This window comes from Pseudomonas sp. LS1212 (assembly GCF_024741815.1).
In the GTDB taxonomy this organism is placed as follows: Bacteria; Pseudomonadota; Gammaproteobacteria; order Pseudomonadales; family Pseudomonadaceae; genus Aquipseudomonas.
This window is the reverse complement of sequence record NZ_CP102951.1, coordinates 2,228,874-2,246,919: the sequence shown is the minus strand read 5'-3', so window position 1 is coordinate 2,246,919 and position 18,046 is coordinate 2,228,874. Positions and strand designations below refer to the sequence as shown.

The following is an 18,046-nucleotide window of genomic DNA, read 5'->3' as shown; positions in this document are numbered from 1 at the left end:
GATTGCGCCAATTCTCCTCACTCATCCACTTGCGCATTCACTGCCAGCACATTGCAGGGCACCTGATACAAAACGTGCTCTGTAGTGCTGCCCACCAACTTGCTCAGCCCTTTGCGATGCGCATTGCCCATTACGATCACGTCTGCTCGGCTATGGGCTGCGAAGCCAGCCATCGCTTTGGTGGGTGGACCTTCGATGAAGTGTTGTCGCTCGGACGGTATGCCGTAGCGATCGGCCAATGCAGTGAAGGTCTTGTGCAGCGACCGACGCACCTCGCTACTGAAGCCTGGCATCGTCACTGCGCCAGCACCTGCGTCAGAGATATGCGTCTGCGAGGCATCGTAGGCGTGCAACAGATGCAGCTCGGCATCGCACTGCATTGCCAATCCGTTTGCAGCCATGACGATCCGATCGTTGATCCCGGTGATGCGCTTGTCCGGGCTTGACGGGTCGACTGCCGCCACGACCACCCGCGGCAATGGAAACCCGATTTCGCTGACCAGATGTATGGGGACCGGGCATTCGCGCAACAGATGGAAATCCAGAGGTGTCATGAACACGCGCTTGAGCGCTGACTCGTGGTGTACGTCCTTGATAACCAGGTCCGGCTGCATTTCTGTCACATGCCGAAGGATTTCTGGAAGCGCGTTGCGCGTAGAAACCACTTCAGTAGTCACATTGATGCCATTGGTGCGCATCAGATCGGCTTCATCCTTGAGCCACTGTTGGTTCTCTTGCTGAACGCGTTCACGAAGCTGTTCATGTCGGCTCATCATCCCCAGGATATCGAAACCATCGATGAACACCCCGATATGCAACGCTGCGCCCGTGGCCTTGGCGATGGCGACTGCCCGCTGCAGCGCCGGAGAGTGGCGCATGGTGGGACCTGCGATCAAAAAGAGTCGTTGATACTGGCTCATGTGACACCTCCAAACGTTCGGGGTTTTACATGTGTTCCCCCAGCAAGTCGAACCTTTGGCGTCCGCTTCTCGCCTCAACTATCTGGACCGACACTATCAATATACGCCTGGATTCAGTTAGTGCACCAAGGTACGAGGCACCCTGCTCTGTAGGTGGATGCCGAGGAATGGATCGCGGAATAAACAAAAGGCCCGCAAGAGCGCGGGCCAATGAACTTCCGATTGAACGCGTACGTTCAGCCACCGAATGAAAAGTGGCAAGAGGAGGCAATACTGTGGACTGAGCCGGTTATCTCCTCATGTTATCGGGGTCATCCTTATCAACGCTGTCTTTCATGGGGTCGTCCCAGTCTTGTGGGCGATTACCGCCCTGGGATTGACCCGGTTGGCCAGGCTGGCCCGGTTGACGGCCACCGCCACCCATTTTGCCGGTACTACCCTGACCGCCTTTGGTCGGGGCGTTCGGGTGGCTGGATCCCTTCGGCCTTGACCAGGCCGTTGGCCCCCTCCGCCGCCCTGCTTGCCTGAACTGCCTTGACCTCCTGTGCTGGGCGAACCTGGATTCCTGCCGGGTTCATTGCGTAGCTGGTCCTGTCTGGATGGGTCCGACATCGAATCGTCTTGAGGACGTCTTTCGTTAGCCATTTTGCACCTCCAACATGAGGTCCAGTGAATCTGGGCCGTAATCGTTGGAGGTTGGTCGCTATGGGACGTGCCAAGCTCGCGACAGACGGCATGCAAAATGGAAAAAGCCGGCGCCAGGACCACTCAATCGATCGGCCCGATGTTGATCGAAAGGTCGCTGCCCAGGCCCTGTACTTTGGCCCGTATTTCTGTCGGCGTTGTCTCCTTGAATTGAACGACATAGCCCATGCCGCTTCCATCGTCGTCAATCTCCTTGATCCAGAGGGAAACTTCATCAGGGTTCAACCCCAGCGCTTCACCTAATCGCCGGTTTCGACGCTCGGCAGGATTTTCATCGAACGAAATATCCCTCATGTGCACCTCACTCCACAAAGGATGACGCGGCCTTCCAGAGGTTCGGCTGGCTCCCTGGACATTTATAGTCATGTTAGACGTTACCTCGTAGCCGACGCCCTGGCCTGTCCAAAAAAGGCGCACCGAACGCCTGCAACGTCGATGGCCGGTATCGAGCACTCCGTCACATTCCAAAGAAATGCTTGTCGCAAGCGTGCCTTGGTAAATAAAATTGGATCCAAACCGTAGGTATACTGCCAGCCGAGCATTCGTAGAGTCGCGCGCGCAAGAAATACTGCGCACAAAAAATGCCCGTGCGAGCAAAGAAATTGAAAGAAGGAACTTCATATGACCGTCAATACTGGATCTTCAAGAATGCTCCATGCCCTGGATACAGGCAGCGAACGCTCCGTCACACCAGCAGGTTGCAACGACGCGAGCCTACCGGACGAGGACTACTGGACGTTCGATAGAAGGCAGTGCTCGCTGGTCAACAATGATGTCACCGTCATTTTGACCCGTACTGAATGCGTAATCTTCAACCTGTTGGCAAGCAGCGCGGAGCGTGTCGTCAGCAAAGAGGAGATCCTCCTCGGGATGAAGAAGAACCTTGATCAGTATTATGGAATGGAGATGTGCCTGAGCAGGCTGCAAGCAAAATTCAGGGGCTACGCCGATGGCGCACCGCTGTTTCGGTCGGTCAGGAACCGTGGCTACTGCCTGGTTCAAAAAGTCAGGATGTCCGGCTGACCCCTCCCCATCTCTTCAGAACCCACTCGATATCGCTGCCGCCCTCTCGGGGGCAGCGCTCTGCTCATCGCCTTGCGCCCCACAAGATCGCACCTTTGCGGTAATCTTACGCCCAATTGCTCAGCAGTGCGATAGAAAGCTTTAGAAATAATCTCTCGTGCCGATATCAATCAGTGGGACAAGGCCTGCGCGTGCCTGGCCTTCAACCTGAGCGAGCGAGCACATTAATGAGTGATAAATCTTTGGAAGACAAACTGGCAGTGATGAGCGACCCGCATGAAACGATGGGCTATATCCGGCAAATCACTGACGAGCGCGATGCCCTGCAGCAGCGCCTGGAAAAATCTGATCATGCGGCTCAAGAGCTACAGGTGCAGTTGGATTTTGTAAAAACGCTTATGACCCGTCTGTTGGCGGCGAGTTATGCGTCGACCGGCAAACCTTCCGCGCCCCTGACAAACTGGGGAATAAATGAAATCGACGTTGTAGAACGGGAGATGGCCTGCTATTTGAATCCTGCCAATGAGGCGGGTGCCGGTGGCTAGGAAATTGAAGTGCGATGCGATTACTGCAACCAATATGCTGTGTTCAGGCTTCAGCGCTATACGGGCATTACCGCTTCACTGCCAACTTCACTGAACCTTCGCATGCATCTTTTTCGATGATTTTGGCAATACTGCCCCGCAGCATCAATTGCAATAATCGAGTACTCGACCTCGGGCTCAAGAGGTACCGTAAACTTTCGGTCAATAGCATAAACCGCCATGCAAGCAAACGCATCTTGCTTCCCTTCTAATGCAACAGCGTTGTGTAAGAAATTGCGCCGCACAGGGTAAGTTATCGCCCGCGCGGAATTCTACACAGGCAATTGTTTACATTCCATGAATGTAATATTTCTTTAATTACCGTCTGGAAAGTCGTAGCAACCCACTGTTTTTCTGATAAAAACAAAAAATCCAGGAAGCAAGAACGACAACACAATCATTCATCTTCATCCAACCGGAACCTGCTCACGCCCGGAGCCCCCGGCAGCTGGCCAGTCTCAACCTCGACGTGTCTGCCGCCACAGTGCTCGCAATTGTAGACCTGGCTGTCGATATCCTCGTCAAAGCACAGCTCTACGGCTGTGTCTTTATTGCATTTCTGGCAGATGAGTTTTCTTGTCATAACAGTCACTCCTGCAATTTTTACCGCCATGAGCTTAGCCCATTTTCCCTATTGGCCAGCGCAAGGCCTCATATGCCACAGAGGCCCGCCCCGCAGCCGTCATTCCCCACTCAACCACCAATGGGACACTTGATGGAAGTTTGCGCGCCCGTCGCTATTGCACGAGCCCGTTGCGCTCCCCATGCCAGAGCAGTCGTAACGGATTCGTCGGGCATCTCAGGGTAAAACTCCTCTGCGGCAATCGTCCCACCTTGCCCATAAACTCCGATAAACAGCTGAGTCACACCAGAGCGAGAAAGCCGTGCCTGTACATCGATTTCGACACCGTTGCTGAGACTCTCTTCATGAGATTTGCCGGGTAGTTGGCAATCGGACCAGGCCCAGTATTCGCTTCCTCTGATATGCATGAATTCAACCCTCACCGCGCTTCGCTCTGATGGCCCTTTGAAGGCAAATTAGTATTAATTCAAGGTTTATTGAAATTGAATCGTGCTATGGCATACCACCCCGGAAACTGAATAATTGGCGCCAATGCGAAGGCGACAAAATGAATCAATAAAAGCTGGCAGGAGCTCGTTCCAGCATAGGGAATGATTCAAATTCCATGTTGTGCAGTTTTACGCCCCACCAGCGGCCCTGGGTGCGATTGTTCCTCTAGAAGCGCGTATCCACGGCGACTTCAAACGTTCGCGGCGCCCCCTGGTAATACATCGTGCCGTAGGCCTGCTTGGCATAGAGCTCATCGGTCAGGTTACGCACCCGGGTGGTCAGCCCCAGGCGTGAGCCGGTTTTGATCGGCTGGTCGAGGATTACGAGGGCTGTTCCTGGGTCGCGTTGAGGGTGCTGGTCGGCAGGCCGAGAGATTCACAGCGCAGGAAGTGTCGGGGGATGCGCGGGGGTTGAGGGCCGGCCACACGTAACGGGGCGGCGGTTGCGCTCGACTGCGCAGGACACTGGCGTACAGCATCCATGCAATCAGTAAGCGGTCGGTGTGCGGGCGATTTTCATGGGCGGCGACTCTAGCACCGAAGTTTCCCGCGAAGAAGTTGCTGCAACACACCGTTTGCAGCAACTCAGAACCTGCCGCGAAACTCCCTACCTCAGTAGCCTGCTCAATCATCCTCATACAATCTGATGCCCCGGGCGTGAAGCAGATGCGGGACCACGAGCACCAGCAGCGTCAGCGCAAGGACCGAGGCCGCAATGGGTTGCGTCACGAACACCAGCCAGTCTCCCTGGCTGATGGACAAAGCGTTGCGCAATTGCTTTTCGGCCATGGGGCCCAGCAGCATGCCCACGATCACGGGAGCGACGGGGAAGTCGAAACGACGCATCAATACCCCGCCCCAGCCGATCGCCAGCATCAGCAAGAGGTCAAAGGAAGAGTGGCGCATGCCGTACACGCCGATGGTGGCAAACACCAGAATCCCGGCATTCAGGTACGGCCGAGGAATCTGCAACAGCTTCACCCAGAGGCCTACCAAAGGGAGATTCAGCACGAGCAGTATGACGTTTCCAACTCGGGGACACCCAATGTGTACCGGGCAATACCCGAGGTCGAGTCCAGACCGATCAAGCCAATGGTCAGCCCAAGCCCCAGCGAGGCGAAACCACGCAGCATTGACGCGCCGAGTACCGCAGACACCGTCGTAAAGGACAGCACCAAAATCGCGAAATACTCCGCAGGACCAAACTTGAGCGCAAGTGTGGCAACAATGGGTGCGAAAAGGGTCAGCAACACGGTAGCGATGGTTCCGGCAACAAATGATCCTATCGCTGCGGTTGCCAGGGCGGGACCTGCTCGACCGTTACGGGCCATGAGATTGCCTTCCAGAGCCGTGACCATGGAGGACGACTCCCCTGGGGTATTGAGCAGGATCGAGGTTGTGGAGCCGCCAAACTGGGCGCCGTAATAGACTCCGGCAAACATGATCAGGGCGCCGGTGGGATCGACCCTGGCGGTAACCGGCAGCAGCAAGGCCACTGTCAGCGCCGGTCCGATACCCGGCAAGACACCGATCGCGGTGCCGAGCAAACAACCGATAAACCCCCACATCAAATTGATCGGCGTCAGCGCGGCGGAAAAACCTGTTGCCAAGCTTGAGAGAATGTCCACATCGTCTATCTCCTTGGGCCCAAGTCAAATCCAGGCGTTGATAAGGGGCGGAAGGGAAACCCCTAGCCCGGAATTGAAAAGCCAGTAAATCGGTAGGGTCAAGCCAATGCCGATTGCCAGGTCTCGTACCGGATGGCAACTACCAAAGCCCCGTGCCGAACAGGCAAACAGCAGCCCAGCGGCCAACACGAATCCGATGAGGTTGATGAGCAAGGCGCTCGCCACAAGGCCCGCGGTCACCCAGGCCGCACCGGGCTTGCCGCCGGGCAGCGCCTCGGCAGTCTTGTCGCTGTCGTCTGCGAGATTGCGAAAACCACCGCTGAGCGCCTGATAACTCAACAACACGCCAACGCCCCCGAGGAACACCGCGACGGCGCAGGGGTAGACATGGGCGCCCAGGATGACGAACCCCATCTCGGCAGGAAACCGGAAGGCGCCGAACGCCAGTACTGCGCCGATGGCAATGAGACCCGCGCCAATCGCCAGCTGTGCCGGCACTATTCTGCGAAGCCGGGCCATCTCAAAGCAGCCCGACCTTGACAAGCATCGCGCGCAGCCGCGCGTGCTCTTCGTCGACGAATTTGCCGAACTCGTCGCCGGTCAGAATGCTGGGTGACCACGCGTTGGCTTTGACGTTGTCTTGCCAGACTTTGCTATTGGTGGCGGCCAGGACCGCGTCGATCACTTCTTTTTGATGCTCGGGCGTGAGGTTCGCTGCGCCGTAAACGCCGCGCCAATTGCCGATCGTCACGTCGTAGCCCTTCTCTTTGAGCGTCGGTGCGTCGATGCCTGGCACGCGGTCGGGCGCGCCGATGGCGAGTAAGCGGAACTGCCTGGACTGGACATATTTGGCAAGCTCGGCGTAACCACCCGTAATCACCGTGATGTGGCCGCCCAGTGTCGCTGCAACGACTTCGCCACCGCCTGCGTAGGCGACGTAATTCACCTTGTTGACGGGGACATCCATCTTGCCCGCCAATTCGGCGATGCCGATGTGATCAATCGAACCCTTCGAGCCACCGCCCCATTTGATACTCGACGGGTTGGCTTTGAAGGCAGTCAGCAAGTCGTCCAGCGTTTTGTAGGGCGACTCCTCACTTACGGCAAGCACGTTGTATTCCGTGAAAAGCCGGGCGATCTGTGTCACATCCTTCAGGGTGATTTGCGGCTTGTTCTGTTCCACGGCGGTGACCATGATCGCGCCGACGACGAGCAGCGCATTCGGATCACCCTTGGTGCTGTTGGCAAACTGGGCCAGCCCCAACGTTCCCCCTGCTCCGCCCTTGTTCTCGAAGGTAACGGATTTGACCAATTTGGCCTCGATCAAGGCTTTGCCCAGGATCCGTGCAGTCTGGTCATAACCGCCACCTACGGAACCTGGAGCCATGAACTTGATGGTATCCAGCGCAAAGACAGGTGCCGTGAGCGTGATCGCAGTAACGGCTGCAGCAATGGACATGCAGCGGCTGAATCGACGGAATGAAGCGAACATGAGTTTTCTCCCGATACTATTGTTTTTGTTGGTGCCGGTTGAATTTCGATCAGGGAACTAATCCTGTTTTGCCTGCGGATAAGCGTAGGTCACGGTTCTGTTTATTGATGGCCTCTCAATTGCCTGGCTGACGCACTTATGAAGGGCTCAAAAAAGTATTGCGGTCAGCAGGAATCGGCCAAAGGCAGACACTGCAAAAAGTGTCAACAATATTGATGCATACAAACTGACGGGGATTGACAAGATCTCCGCTTACGAAACCGACGAGCGGCAGCACTAACAAAAGAATTATATCTTCGGCAGCGTGTAAGGAATGAAACTCTTATGACTCAAAGAGATAGCTGCCAAATTCCAACCATTTATGTTGACCACTGCAAAACTACGATAGTTTTCTTACGCTTCTGGCGAGTGGCCACCACCTTCCTTTGCTAACATCCCGTAACAAAGCCCAAGTGGATGGCGCTCGGTCGGAACGGATTTCCTGTCTATCGACATCCAGACACCTCCTGGGAGGATTCTATGGTCGTGCAGCAGTTGCTCCAGAAAAGCCAGACGAAAATTCGTCAGATCGGCTTCTACAACACCCTTCACCAACTGTTCCTGAAGACGATCAACAACTTCATGCTGTTCAAGATCCTGCGCGGTGTAACGCTGCAGAAAATCGACCCAAAGTTCCTCGACTACCCGTCGCACTTCAAGCCGATGCTTCTCAGTGAACAGATGCTTCGCCACTACTCCAGCGATCCTGTGAACGAGATTTCCGCGAGCTTCATCGATGAAGCCATGGCCAAGGGTGACGAGTGCTTTGGCATCTTCGATGGCGCGGTACTGGCCTCCTACGGCTGGTACTCGCGCAAGCCCACGCATATCGATCCGCCGGAACTGTTCCTGCATTTCAGCCCGTCCTTTGTGTACATGTACAAGGGCTTCACCCACCACGACTATCGCGGCCAGCGCCTGCACGCGATCGGCATGAACCTTGCGCTCAAGCACTATCTGGAGCAGGGCTCCAAGGGTCTGGTCTCCTATGTCGAGTCGAGCAACTTCGATTCGTTGAAATCCGTCTACCGCCTGGGCTATATGAACATCGGCTCGATCTACCTGATCCGCTTGTTCGGCAGCTACCAGAGCTTCACCAGCAAAGGCTGTGAACCCTTCGAACTGGAATTAAAGTTGCTCATCTGAACGTGGATATTGATGACGCCAGTCTTCAGCTGGGGCATTCAAAGGAGAGAATTACAGAGTGCGTTTACCGGCGAGTCGGTACGATCGCCAAGCCCTCAAAACAGGATAGTTTCGGAGCGCCTCCTTTTCTTACAGGCAACAAAAAAACCCGTTAAGAGTCGTGACAGAGCAGACGCTTTGTAGCGGACCGGCGAATTCCCACGCGGGTGCTAATGTAAAACTGCCCACCACAAAAGGAAGGCCGCCATGAGATACACCCTGTTCGAGAATCAGAAAAACGAGATCATCCTACTTGCCCGCATTCTTCTAATGATCCTGTTCGTCATCTCCGGCTGGAGCAAGATGACTGGTTTCACAGGAACCGTCGCCTACATGGACTCACTCGGGGCGCCTGTGCCCATGGTCGCTGCCGGGATTGCCGTCATCATGGAGATCTTTGTCGCGATCGCAATTCTCGTGGGCTTCTACACTCGCCCGCTCGCATTTCTCTTCGCTTTGTTCGTACTCGGCACCGCACTGATTGGGCACCACTTCTGGACCATGGCTGATGAGGCGCGAGCCGCCAACATGACCCAGTACTTCAAGAATCTCAGCATCATGGGCGGCTTGCTGCTCCTGGGCATTACAGGCCCGGGCAAGTACTCGATCGATGGACGATAGGCCCGTCCAATTAATAGGTTTGGCATCCAATGCGATGCCATCCGCCGGGAAGCGAAAGCGGCATGACCATCCATCGCCGCCCGGATGGCCAGGTACACCTGCCCAAATCGGGAGGACGTATGGGAGAAGAACAGATGGTCGGCGTGTTGAGTGAAAAATGAGGGGTCAATGAGCCCGATGCACTCGTGCGCGAGCAGTTGGCCAGATTCGCAGCGCTTAACCCGAAGGCGGTGATCAGACTCATTGATCATTGCCCAGCTCGATGTTGGGCGGTTTCCATTTAAACAAATGGTGTAGCACCGCACTCGCTGTGTATGCATCCTTCAAAGCGGGAGCCATGCATATTCATATCTAACAAAGCAACCTGTGCTGGTCTAGTAACGTTTTGTCCTAGCCTTATGAGCTCGTGAAATAGCCCTCCCCCACTCTTATCGTTGCTGTTAGTCATAAACATAACCGTTTGCCTATCCCTTATCGTAAGGGGGAAACAGTGTCCTGTCTTTCATGGGGCTCGTTCACGCACACAATGCAGGTAACCATCACAAAGCTAACCCGATCATGTATATACAACTACTGTCAAGTCGATGCACTGCTCGAGCGTCGAGCCCTGCAGGGCAACCGCACTTCGTCCCTGTTAACCAACTTGAAGGGGCTGAAAATGAGCTACCCAATGTTGCGCAATCGATGGGATGAGGCCAGGGAGCGCGCCGCCAAGAAGGTCTATCTGCCCCGCACCCGCCCCTTGCGGGCTTTTTGTTTCAGTGCCGCCCTGCACGCCACTTCAGCAGCGTAGCCAGGGCGGCGGCAGATCACTTGACCAGAACCAGCTTTGCGCGAGCCTCCGGTGACAGAGAGTCAATCATGACAATCTGAAGATCTTTCTGGCCTGAGGCCTGAGCCACAGGCGCCCCCATGTCTGCCGATACTCCCTCGGGCAGCTTGTACATTGCCCCGGTAGCCGGGTCCACAATCAGCATGCCGATCAGGCCGCCAAACAAAATATTGCCCCAATACCAACCACTTAGGCTTGAATCCAAGGTCGCGACCTTGTCTGGGTAGCCGTCCTTCTTGAACCGCAGGGTGTAGGTTTCGCCTTTAAAGTAGCCGCGGCCCGACTTCAGCGTGATCGTGCTCGGGGTATTCCCCGAATGAACAACCTTCCCTTCCTTGTCCGTAATCTCAAATGAGGCGCCTGTCGGGGCGCTTGAGACCTCTACAGGATATTTGCTGTCGCCAACGATGCTCGCACAGCCCGACGTCAGGATCGCGGCCGCAGCGATGGCTGCACCAAGAGTTTTTCGAATAAGCATTACAGTTGTTCCCGAACTTTATTGTGCCGTCATTGGCTGCCCGCATTGCGCGGGTCGCGCCGACTTTACCTAAATGATGGCTTTTTGCCATATGCGCGGCGCAATCACCCCGGCGATGATTGCCGGCTATCGTGACAGCCGTAGTGCAAAAACCCGTGCCAACCGAGAGCTGGCGCTGTTTTCTCACGTGTTCAACATCGCCCGAGTATGGGGTCTGACCCGACTGGAAAACCCCTGCAAAGGGGTTAGCAAGAACGAGGCCCCCTCACGACTACTACGCCAACGACACGGGCTGGGCCTGCGTCTACGAACAAGCGCCGGCGGAGCTGCAGGATGCGATGGAATAGTTTTTGGACGCCAAGGTTTCTTTGCACGCAAAGAAAAACCCCGTAGACGTTAATCTACGGGGTTTTCAATAGTGGAGGCCGAGGTCGGAATCGAACCGGCGTAGGCGGATTTGCAATCCGCTGCATAACCATTTTGCTACTCGGCCCCAAACGTCCAAAGCCCTATGCAGCAGCTCTAAACGCAAACAAACTGGAGTGGAAAACGAGACTTTGATTTAGATTACAACTCATTGAAATCTAAAGGTTTTTCTCATTCCCGCCTCAGGAATGGACGCAATTCTGGACTTGTTCGCAGGACCTGTCAACAGCTGGAGGAAAATAATTCCACAGCGCGCTGCCACGCGTGCTCTGCAACCCGTCGGGATTGCCCCCTGGGACCGCCACATTGATTAATTATTGATCGCCCGCCAAATCCCTAGCTCCACCTGACGATTGGGAGGTTATCCACAGAGATACTCACGGTTTTCGTGGACAACTATTGTAGTACATCTGGCGAATTCGCCGTCTCCGGCCGGAGCTGCGGCCTCGGCCAGAATCCGTATCCCATCAGCCTTGCCCTGCGCCAAGCGCTCTGCTCAGCCGCAGCGTCGCTTCGATCAGTTGCTCCTCCTCATAGTGGCAGAAGCAAATCCGACAGTAGTTCTTCCACTCGTTGCTGTTCGGCGCGCAATGTACGCCCGGCAGGTAGCCGACGCCGTACTTGTTCATCGCGGTCGGCAAGAGTTCGGCGGCATCTACCGCTTTAGGCAGGGCCAGCCAGATGAAAAATCCGCCCTCTGGCACCTGGAAGGAGCACCCGTCCGGCAGGTTTGTGCGCAGCGCGTCGCTGAGAACGTCCCTTTTGCGCTGGTAGACCGAGTTTGAAGCTTTCAAGCTGCTCGTGCAACGAACCTGAGCTGAGCAGCGGCCTGACGACTCCCGACGTGAAAGGGTTAAGACCTCCCCCACTGATGATGTAGCCACGGTCGACGAGCTGTTTGATCAGCCTTGGTGCGTCGGGATCGGTATCGGCGTCCGTTGGATTGAGGTCGCTTCCTGCGCACTGAATCCAGCCCAGGCGCATTCCGGGAGCGAGTATCTTGGAAAACGATCCCATGCTGATGACTCGGTTTTCCGCACCGCGATAGCAGGCGATCGGTGCAGGTGGCAGGATGCTCGAGTAGTTCAGGAGATGGTAGACCTCGTCAGAGAGGATGATGAGGTCGTACCGCTCGGCAAGGGCGACGAGTTTTTTACGGCGCTCACCAGACAGTGTTACACCCGACGGGTTATTGAATGCAGTGACTGAATACACCAGAAAGTTCAGAATGCCCGATACTCAGGTTGATCGGTGATACACCTTCGGCGTGCTGCCGATACAGGCGATTGAGATTACGCGTCATCGCGGATTCTCCCGGGCATGGACTGGGTTTCGGGCTGGAAGAGTGTCCAGGGTTGGCTTGGCCGGTTTTGCAGGTAGCCCTGCTGGTAGTCGAACTGAGGGTGGATGGCAAGGAACTCTTCGGCGTCGAAAGGCGCGCCATCGGCCCTTCCGAATCGTGCCCACAGGTCCATCTTGCGGGCGAGCGCGGCGGTCGTCACCTTGCCGTCTACCGAGCCACCGGGGAAGAACGGAATGTTCCAGACCGCGTTCGGATCGCTGGCAAAGTGCTGTGGGTCCTTGTCGTAGTGGGCACATATCGTTCGTGACGATGGCTCGATTCGCATCAGGTACACATCGAAGGTGTCGGCGAGCATTGCCTGTCCGACCTGTGCGTCGATCTTGCCCGCGAACTTGCTCAACAACTGGGGCCAGCGCACCCGCCGCGCTCCGGTTTGCTGGCGCACGTCGTCATAGCCGACATCCGTGCATTCCAGATTTCGGATGCGGGGATCCTCCGGTACATTGCAGCCGAAATAGCAGCCGTCTGTCTTGGTTTCCAGGCTTTGGTATTTGAGCCCCTGTTCGTACTTGGCGATGGTGTTGGTCTTCAGGTCGCCAACGAGCCACATGTTGGCATAGCCGCCGTTGTTCTCGTTGTCCATCAGACGTACCCAACCGTCGATATCGTCGGCGTATTGGCAGGCCATGCGAGCCCGAACATACTCTGGCGTTTTCGTCGCGTCGTAACTCGAGAAACCAACGATCGTCGTCTCTGCTACAACGAGGTTCGCACTGGTAATCCAGAAGTCGGTCATGCTGGCGATCCATCCTGGAGCCGCTTGCATCACCATGCGGTAACCCTTGTCGGGCGTGATGTCGAGAATCAGGTTCGTCGACTGGCCGTTCCAGAACTCCGTGAACGTCTCATGCCCCAGGACGATCTGGCCATCGGTCGTCGCCGAGCCGGTTGCGATGAAAGCGCTGCAGTGGCTTTTACCCTTGATCGAGCCCGATGCCTCGAGCGCCGTGTACTGGTGCATCGCCGTCGGCCACCAGTAGCCTGTTATCTCCATGTAAGCGTTCCAGCCGATGATTTCGTCCAGCGTCGCGTGAACCCCCGCCTGGGTCAGGCCGGTGGCGATACCGTCCATTTCAGCCAGCAGCTCAGGAGGGATCTTGTCCTTGTGCAGCCGAGCGCCCTGCTCCAGGAAAAAATCCAGCGTCATGCCCATGGTCGTGTAGGTAAGCGCCGCGTAGACCCTCTTTGCCTCTGCATATTCGCGCGCCGCAAGGTAGCCGTGCTGGAAGCCCCTTTCAAAGGGAGTTCCCTTCACGGCCAGGTGGATCCAGCCCGCGTGCTCGGTTCGGTTGGCCTGTTCGAGCCAGGCACGTTGAGACGCTGTCAGTTCGTTTGTCGAAGACATGGCTCACCATCCCAGGTAATAGTTTTTGTCCAGCCAGGCCGGGCACTGCAGGCCGAAATGATCCTGTAGCATCCGTTCCGCCACGCAAAAGGCCCCTTCGACCCAGCCTTGCTGGTCCGAATACGCCTCGCCGCAGACATGAATGGATTGATCGGGGAATGGACGCCGCATGTAGGGCATCACGTCCTTGACCGAGTAGCCGGCCTTCCAGGCGTGATAGCCGCCGCCGAATGGGTCGGCCGTCCAGTCCTGGTACCAGGCGACGAAGGGGTCGGGAATATTCATGTTCGTTCCATGCAGTTCCCGCACCTGGTTCATCGCCTCGGCGACCATCACTGCCGACGCCTGGTTCTGGATCGAAGCGGGAAGTTTTTCTGCTGCAAGCAATCGGGTCGGGCGCACCTGGTAGCGTTCGGGATAGTCGTTCAGAGGAATCCAGAACGTTACCGTTTTCATGTCGTTGTAACTCGCCAGGAACAGCGAGTGGGAGTCGTTCGGATCCGTGCCGAAGTAGTAGCACTGGCGCATGGGAAGATCTGTCACCGAATGCCCGGCGGTACAACCGAAGTCTTCGGCCCACCAGGGCTCCTCGAACCCCATGAGCAACTTGAAGGACGGCTCCATGATCACCGATTCGAGGTTGCGCTGAAGATTGGCGTCCTGGAAGAACCAGGTCTGCTGGTCGAGCAACTCGAGCGAGCGCCTGGGCATGGCGAGCACGATGTTGCTGGCAAATACGCGCCAGTGCTGGCCCGAGTTCAGGTTGAGAAACTGCAGGCAGTATTTTCGCGGGCCGCCCTGAGCGTAATCGAATGACAGCAGTTTGTTCTCGGACCAGATGCAGGCGCCCGGCGCCTGCAGGTAATGCTGAGCCAGCGCGTAGGCGATGAGGTCATAGCCGCCTTCGATGGTCTTGTATTTCACGTTGGCGTCCGAGAAGTCCCCGACCATATAGGGGAAGGCTTCGGCGGCGTTCCAGTTGATGGTGTTGGAATAGTAGCCACCGCCTGCGTCGAGGAACTCATAGCCTTCCTGGGAGACACGATCCTTGATCAGGTTCCAGAAACCGAGATCATTGAGCTTGAGCCCTTGATAGGGGCCGGCGAAGTTATAGGTCAGGCTGGGCTTGATCGCATCCCAGTCCAGGCTGGTCAGGGTGAAGCTGTACTGATACGGGGCCGTGTTCGTGGCCTTGCCTGGATAGTTTTCAACGAACCAGGGATCGGCCATGAGCACGTCATAGACGACCTTGTTGAATAACTGATCTGCGCTGTAGCCCAGGTCCTGGCTGTTCAACAGGTAGTTGGTCTGCAGCTTCTGATCGTCCTGCTGAGCCACGACCCAGGCGTCCGATCGGCAACGCATTTTGCGCAGGTAGGTAAACAGGTGAGCGTCGTCGCCCATGGGGAAGTCGATGGACGTCAGTTCACTGGCGAAGACTTGCTCGATCAGCGTGGTCACGATCTGCTGGGAGTTGAGGTAGCGCATGCCGCCCAGTTCGCCGGATATCTGCATCCCGGGCAGGATCACCGAGTCCAGGCGGCCGGCGATTCGATCGCTGGACTCGAAGAGGTGGACGCTGCCCGGTGGGCAGCCCGCGTCCACAGTCAGCCGGTAGGCGGAGTAAAGGCCGGACGTGCCTGCGCCGATGATTGCCGTGTCGAGCACCAGGCTATCCTGATAGCCCGAGTTGAGAGAGACATCCCTGAGTTGCTGAACCTTGCTCATCTTAGAACTCCTGGGCGCGTGATCTTGAACTGCGATATGTCATACGAGGTGTGCCCGCTGATCACCAGATCGCTCAAAATCAGGCCAATCAAGGGCACCAGCTTGAATCCCCAGCCGGCGGTGAATACCGCGACGTTGCGGTACCCGGCCCCAACCGAAGGGGGCAAGTAGTCCAGCACGTACATGTTGTCGGGCACGTTGGTCTGCAGGCAGGTCCCGCAATAGTTGGGTCGATCGTCGACACCGCGGCAGTGACGGGCGACGAAATCGGCCGTGTTCGTAAGATCCCTGGCGGCAGGCGTAATCTTGCGTTCGTAGGGATCGGAGATGATGTTGACCGCATTGTCCACCGCGATACGTACCGCGTTGAGCGGCCCCCACGGCACGCTGGGGAACCCGTAGAACAGGTTGGACCGGGCAGGATCCCCGCCCGTGGCGTCGAGAAACTGGAACCACATACTGGGGAAGTAAGTGCCATTGGGTCCGGGATCGGCAGCGTAGTACTCGTACACCATTTCCCAAATGCTCAGGTTCAATTGCACCTGCGTTTCGGCCAGGACATGGTTGGTGTAGGCGCCGCTGGCGACGATGCATTTTCGTGCGGTATAGGTCTCTGGCTCACCGTCATCCACCACCACCGTTACGCCGTTGTCCTGGACCTTGAGCTCAGTGACCGGCGCATGGGATTTCATCTTCGCGCCGTTGGCGAGGGCGAGCCGGTACAGTGTTCGAAGAACGAGCGGTACGTTGATACAGCCGTTATCGGGGGCGAAGATGCCGACGAAATCGCTGGGTAGGTTGGTGAATGGGTACTCGGCCTGGATCTGCTGCGCGGTGAGCTGCCGATAGGGCATGTTCAACCGCTGGAGGTTCTTGATCGGGGCCAGAAGGTTGCCTTCAGGCCCGCTTGCGTAATTTGGGTCTCCGAAGTTGAGCAACCCCGTCATGAGGATCAGTTGCTCGCCGGCGTCCATCTCCAGCTCTCTCCAGAGACCGATTGCGTCATGGGCCAGATCAGCCATGAAGTCCTGGGTATACATTGTCCGGAACATGCGGACGAAATCATTTGAGCTGCCGGACTGGTTAAAGAAGTTGAATCTCTCAAGCACCAGAACCGACTGGCCCGCTTTCGCGCAACGATAAGCTGCGGCAAGGCCGATCGGCCCTCCGCCCACAACGATCACATCAAAATCGTGGCTATCGGTCATGGCACGCCTCCCTGGCTATGTTTTTCTCTTCGTCCGAGAAAAAACAACTCACTGAGATGATGGGGAATAAAGCGGCGGGGTCGAATGTGGCTGGGTACGCGGCGTCCGTCTTGGAGAAACTCTAGTGCAGTTACTTATCGACTCCGGTTTGTTTTTATATTTTATCGAAGCAGCTCATATTCCGCGTCGTGATACGTTTCCTGCGAATGCCGTTGCGGCTTGAGCGCATGCGATTGCGGGGCTGAACCGCCCGTTCCAGGCAGGTGAAACGCGTGGGCGGGTGTACACAACGCAAAAAAAACCGCAGACGTTGGTCTGCGGTTTTTAATGATGGAGGCCAAGCCGTCGGCTATCTCTTGGCTCTGAAACGAAAAAAGGACCCGAAGGTCCTTTTTTACTGGTTACAGACTTGATTAAAGCCTGCAACACCATATTTGGAGCGGGAAACGAGACTCGAACTCGCGACCCCGACCTTGGCAAGGTCGTGCTCTACCAACTGAGCTATTCCCGCGTCGTGCTGACGGGCGCTATTCTATCGAATCAAGAACGCCCGTCAACCCCTTGATTCAAAAAACTTTTATTTCGTTTCAGCAGTACCGCAAGGCCATCAGCCCATCCACAGGAACGAAAAAGGGGCCGAAGCCCCTTGTTTCAACAACCTACAGACTTTCATGAAACCTGTAGGCCAATATTTGGAGCGGGAAACGAGACTCGAACTCGCGACCCCGACCTTGGCAAGGTCGTGCTCTACCAACTGAGCTATTCCCGCATCGTGTTGACGGTGGCTATTGTAACGCATTAATAAAGCGCTTCAACCCCTTGATTCAAAAAACTTTTATTTCTTCTCAACATCGATGCTCAGGTGCGGCCAGGCGGCGCGCAGGTAGTGCAGCATCGACCACAAGGTCAGCACCGCCGAGATCATCAGCAACGAATAACCAAGGATGACCCAAAAGGTTGCAGCGACCGGGTTGGCCAGCAGAATGACCAGCGCCAGCATCTGCGCGGCGGTCTTCCACTTGCCCAGGTTGGAGACTGCGACATGCGCCCGTGCGCCGATTTCGGCCATCCATTCGCGCAGTGCCGAGACGACGATCTCGCGGCCGATGATGACCGCCGCCGGCAGCGTCAGCCAGATATTGGCGTGCTCCTGCACCAGCAGGACCAGTGCAACCGCGACCATCAGCTTGTCTGCCACCGGGTCCAGGAACGCGCCGAACGGCGTGCTCTGCTCCAGGCGGCGTGCCAGGTAGCCGTCGAGCCAGTCGGTGGCGGCGGCTACGGCGAACACCACACTGGAGGCCATGTAGCTCCATTGGTATGGCAAATAGAACAGCAAAATGAAGATCGGGATTAGCAGAACGCGCAGAACGGTAAGCAGATTAGGGATATTCATCG

Annotated in this window: 16 protein-coding genes, 3 tRNA genes and 3 pseudogenes; 6 read left to right on the top strand and 16 right to left on the bottom strand. The window is 56.4% G+C overall.

The annotated features are described in order from the left end of the window. Positions 1-17 precede the first annotated feature (17 nt). Both NVV94_RS10540 and NVV94_RS10535 read right to left on the bottom strand, forming a co-directional pair. Positions 18-920, bottom strand: coding sequence for a universal stress protein (locus NVV94_RS10540; protein ID WP_258447101.1), 903 nt, complete (start codon positions 918-920; stop codon positions 18-20). 768 nt (positions 921-1,688) lie between these two features. Continuing rightward, complete coding sequence (locus tag NVV94_RS10535) at positions 1,689-1,919, bottom strand: hypothetical protein (RefSeq protein WP_258447100.1); 231 nt, start codon at positions 1,917-1,919, stop codon at positions 1,689-1,691. 327 nt (positions 1,920-2,246) lie between these two features. Between NVV94_RS10535 and NVV94_RS10530 the strand changes: the two genes are divergently transcribed. Both NVV94_RS10530 and NVV94_RS10525 read left to right on the top strand, forming a co-directional pair. Further along, the gene (locus NVV94_RS10530) at positions 2,247-2,648 is read left to right on the top strand and encodes a hypothetical protein (RefSeq protein WP_258447099.1); all 402 of its coding nucleotides are present in this window, start codon (positions 2,247-2,249) and stop codon (positions 2,646-2,648) included. A gap of 227 nt (positions 2,649-2,875) precedes the next feature. Beyond that, entirely contained in the window at positions 2,876-3,193 is a 318-nt protein-coding gene (locus NVV94_RS10525; protein WP_258447098.1) for a hypothetical protein, read from the top strand. A 436-nt stretch (positions 3,194-3,629) separates the two neighbouring features. On the opposite strand, the gene NVV94_RS10520 is transcribed toward NVV94_RS10525, so the two are convergent. From NVV94_RS10520 to NVV94_RS10500, 4 genes and pseudogenes are all read right to left on the bottom strand, one after another. After that, positions 3,630-3,815, bottom strand: coding sequence for a hypothetical protein (locus NVV94_RS10520; protein ID WP_258447097.1), 186 nt, complete (start codon positions 3,813-3,815; stop codon positions 3,630-3,632). 1,112 nt (positions 3,816-4,927) lie between these two features. Beyond that, positions 4,928-5,931, bottom strand: a pseudogene (locus tag NVV94_RS10510) (tripartite tricarboxylate transporter permease). Between the two features lie 24 nt (positions 5,932-5,955). After that, a complete protein-coding gene (locus NVV94_RS10505) occupies positions 5,956-6,450 on the bottom strand; it encodes a tripartite tricarboxylate transporter TctB family protein (protein WP_258447095.1) in 495 nt (164 codons plus the stop codon). Between the two features lies 1 nt (position 6,451). Next, positions 6,452-7,423: a tripartite tricarboxylate transporter substrate binding protein gene (locus NVV94_RS10500; RefSeq protein WP_258447094.1), complete on the bottom strand. Its 972-nt coding sequence runs from the start codon at positions 7,421-7,423 to the stop codon at positions 6,452-6,454. 525 nt (positions 7,424-7,948) lie between these two features. Between NVV94_RS10500 and NVV94_RS10495 the strand changes: the two genes are divergently transcribed. From NVV94_RS10495 to NVV94_RS10485, 3 genes are all read left to right on the top strand, one after another. Further along, complete coding sequence (locus tag NVV94_RS10495) at positions 7,949-8,608, top strand: GNAT family N-acetyltransferase (protein ID WP_258447093.1); 660 nt, start codon at positions 7,949-7,951, stop codon at positions 8,606-8,608. Between the two features lie 246 nt (positions 8,609-8,854). Beyond that, on the top strand, positions 8,855-9,268 hold the full coding sequence (locus NVV94_RS10490) for a DoxX family protein (RefSeq protein WP_258447092.1): 414 nt from the start codon (positions 8,855-8,857) through the stop codon (positions 9,266-9,268). Between the two features lie 658 nt (positions 9,269-9,926). Next, positions 9,927-10,061, top strand: coding sequence for a hypothetical protein (locus NVV94_RS10485; RefSeq protein WP_258447091.1), 135 nt, complete (start codon positions 9,927-9,929; stop codon positions 10,059-10,061). Positions 10,062-10,077: 16 nt separating this feature from the next. Here the strand turns inward: NVV94_RS10485 and NVV94_RS10480 are convergent, their stop codons facing one another. After that, positions 10,078-10,578, bottom strand: coding sequence for a hypothetical protein (locus NVV94_RS10480; RefSeq protein WP_258447090.1), 501 nt, complete (start codon positions 10,576-10,578; stop codon positions 10,078-10,080). Between the two features lie 100 nt (positions 10,579-10,678). On the opposite strand from NVV94_RS10480, the pseudogene NVV94_RS10475 reads away from it, so the two are divergent. Further along, positions 10,679-10,922, top strand: a pseudogene (locus NVV94_RS10475) (integrase); the annotation flags it as partial. A gap of 75 nt (positions 10,923-10,997) precedes the next feature. On the opposite strand, the gene NVV94_RS10470 reads toward NVV94_RS10475, so the two are convergent. From NVV94_RS10470 to pgsA, 9 genes and pseudogenes are all read right to left on the bottom strand, one after another. Further along, a tRNA-Cys gene (locus NVV94_RS10470) sits at positions 10,998-11,071 on the bottom strand. A gap of 400 nt (positions 11,072-11,471) precedes the next feature. Then, positions 11,472-11,798 carry a hypothetical protein gene (locus NVV94_RS10465; protein WP_258447089.1) on the bottom strand — a complete coding sequence of 109 codons (327 nt, stop codon included), beginning with the start codon at positions 11,796-11,798 and terminating at the stop codon, positions 11,472-11,474. 226 nt (positions 11,799-12,024) lie between these two features. Then, positions 12,025-12,219 (bottom strand): annotated as a pseudogene (locus NVV94_RS26850) (aminotransferase class I/II-fold pyridoxal phosphate-dependent enzyme); the annotation flags it as partial. Between the two features lie 77 nt (positions 12,220-12,296). After that, the gene (locus NVV94_RS10460; protein ID WP_258447088.1) at positions 12,297-13,712 is read right to left on the bottom strand and encodes a C45 family peptidase; all 1,416 of its coding nucleotides are present in this window, start codon (positions 13,710-13,712) and stop codon (positions 12,297-12,299) included. 3 nt (positions 13,713-13,715) lie between these two features. Then, positions 13,716-15,440 carry an FAD-dependent oxidoreductase gene (locus NVV94_RS10455; RefSeq protein ID WP_258447087.1) on the bottom strand — a complete coding sequence of 575 codons (1,725 nt, stop codon included), beginning with the start codon at positions 15,438-15,440 and terminating at the stop codon, positions 13,716-13,718. Further along, positions 15,437-16,648 carry an FAD-dependent oxidoreductase gene (locus tag NVV94_RS10450; RefSeq protein WP_258447086.1) on the bottom strand — a complete coding sequence of 404 codons (1,212 nt, stop codon included), beginning with the start codon at positions 16,646-16,648 and terminating at the stop codon, positions 15,437-15,439. Before NVV94_RS10450 ends, NVV94_RS10455 begins: the two co-directional genes overlap by 4 nt. Before the next feature lie 435 nt (positions 16,649-17,083). Beyond that, positions 17,084-17,159 (bottom strand) — tRNA-Gly (locus NVV94_RS10445). Between the two features lie 182 nt (positions 17,160-17,341). Continuing rightward, a tRNA-Gly gene (locus NVV94_RS10440) sits at positions 17,342-17,417 on the bottom strand. A 66-nt stretch (positions 17,418-17,483) separates the two neighbouring features. Then, on the bottom strand, positions 17,484-18,044 hold the full coding sequence (gene pgsA / locus NVV94_RS10435) for a CDP-diacylglycerol--glycerol-3-phosphate 3-phosphatidyltransferase (protein ID WP_258447085.1): 561 nt from the start codon (positions 18,042-18,044) through the stop codon (positions 17,484-17,486). Positions 18,045-18,046: the final 2 nt, after the last annotated feature.

Coding starts and splice junctions, on each gene's coding strand:
- NVV94_RS10490 (WP_258447092.1), top strand. CDS start 8,855: ATGAGATACACCCTGTTCGAGAATCAGAAAAACGAGATCATCCTACTT.
- NVV94_RS10540 (WP_258447101.1), bottom strand. CDS start 920: ATGAGCCAGTATCAACGACTCTTTTTGATCGCAGGTCCCACCATGCGC.
- NVV94_RS10480 (WP_258447090.1), bottom strand. CDS start 10,578: ATGCTTATTCGAAAAACTCTTGGTGCAGCCATCGCTGCGGCCGCGATC.
- pgsA (WP_258447085.1), bottom strand. CDS start 18,044: ATGAATATCCCTAATCTGCTTACCGTTCTGCGCGTTCTGCTAATCCCG.
- NVV94_RS10525 (WP_258447098.1), top strand. CDS start 2,876: ATGAGTGATAAATCTTTGGAAGACAAACTGGCAGTGATGAGCGACCCG.
- NVV94_RS10530 (WP_258447099.1), top strand. CDS start 2,247: ATGACCGTCAATACTGGATCTTCAAGAATGCTCCATGCCCTGGATACA.
- NVV94_RS10535 (WP_258447100.1), bottom strand. CDS start 1,919: ATGAGGGATATTTCGTTCGATGAAAATCCTGCCGAGCGTCGAAACCGG.
- NVV94_RS10505 (WP_258447095.1), bottom strand. CDS start 6,450: ATGGCCCGGCTTCGCAGAATAGTGCCGGCACAGCTGGCGATTGGCGCG.
- NVV94_RS10455 (WP_258447087.1), bottom strand. CDS start 15,440: ATGAGCAAGGTTCAGCAACTCAGGGATGTCTCTCTCAACTCGGGCTAT.
- NVV94_RS10520 (WP_258447097.1), bottom strand. CDS start 3,815: ATGACAAGAAAACTCATCTGCCAGAAATGCAATAAAGACACAGCCGTA.
- NVV94_RS10485 (WP_258447091.1), top strand. CDS start 9,927: ATGAGCTACCCAATGTTGCGCAATCGATGGGATGAGGCCAGGGAGCGC.
- NVV94_RS10450 (WP_258447086.1), bottom strand. CDS start 16,648: ATGACCGATAGCCACGATTTTGATGTGATCGTTGTGGGCGGAGGGCCG.
- NVV94_RS10500 (WP_258447094.1), bottom strand. CDS start 7,423: ATGTTCGCTTCATTCCGTCGATTCAGCCGCTGCATGTCCATTGCTGCA.
- NVV94_RS10460 (WP_258447088.1), bottom strand. CDS start 13,712: ATGTCTTCGACAAACGAACTGACAGCGTCTCAACGTGCCTGGCTCGAA.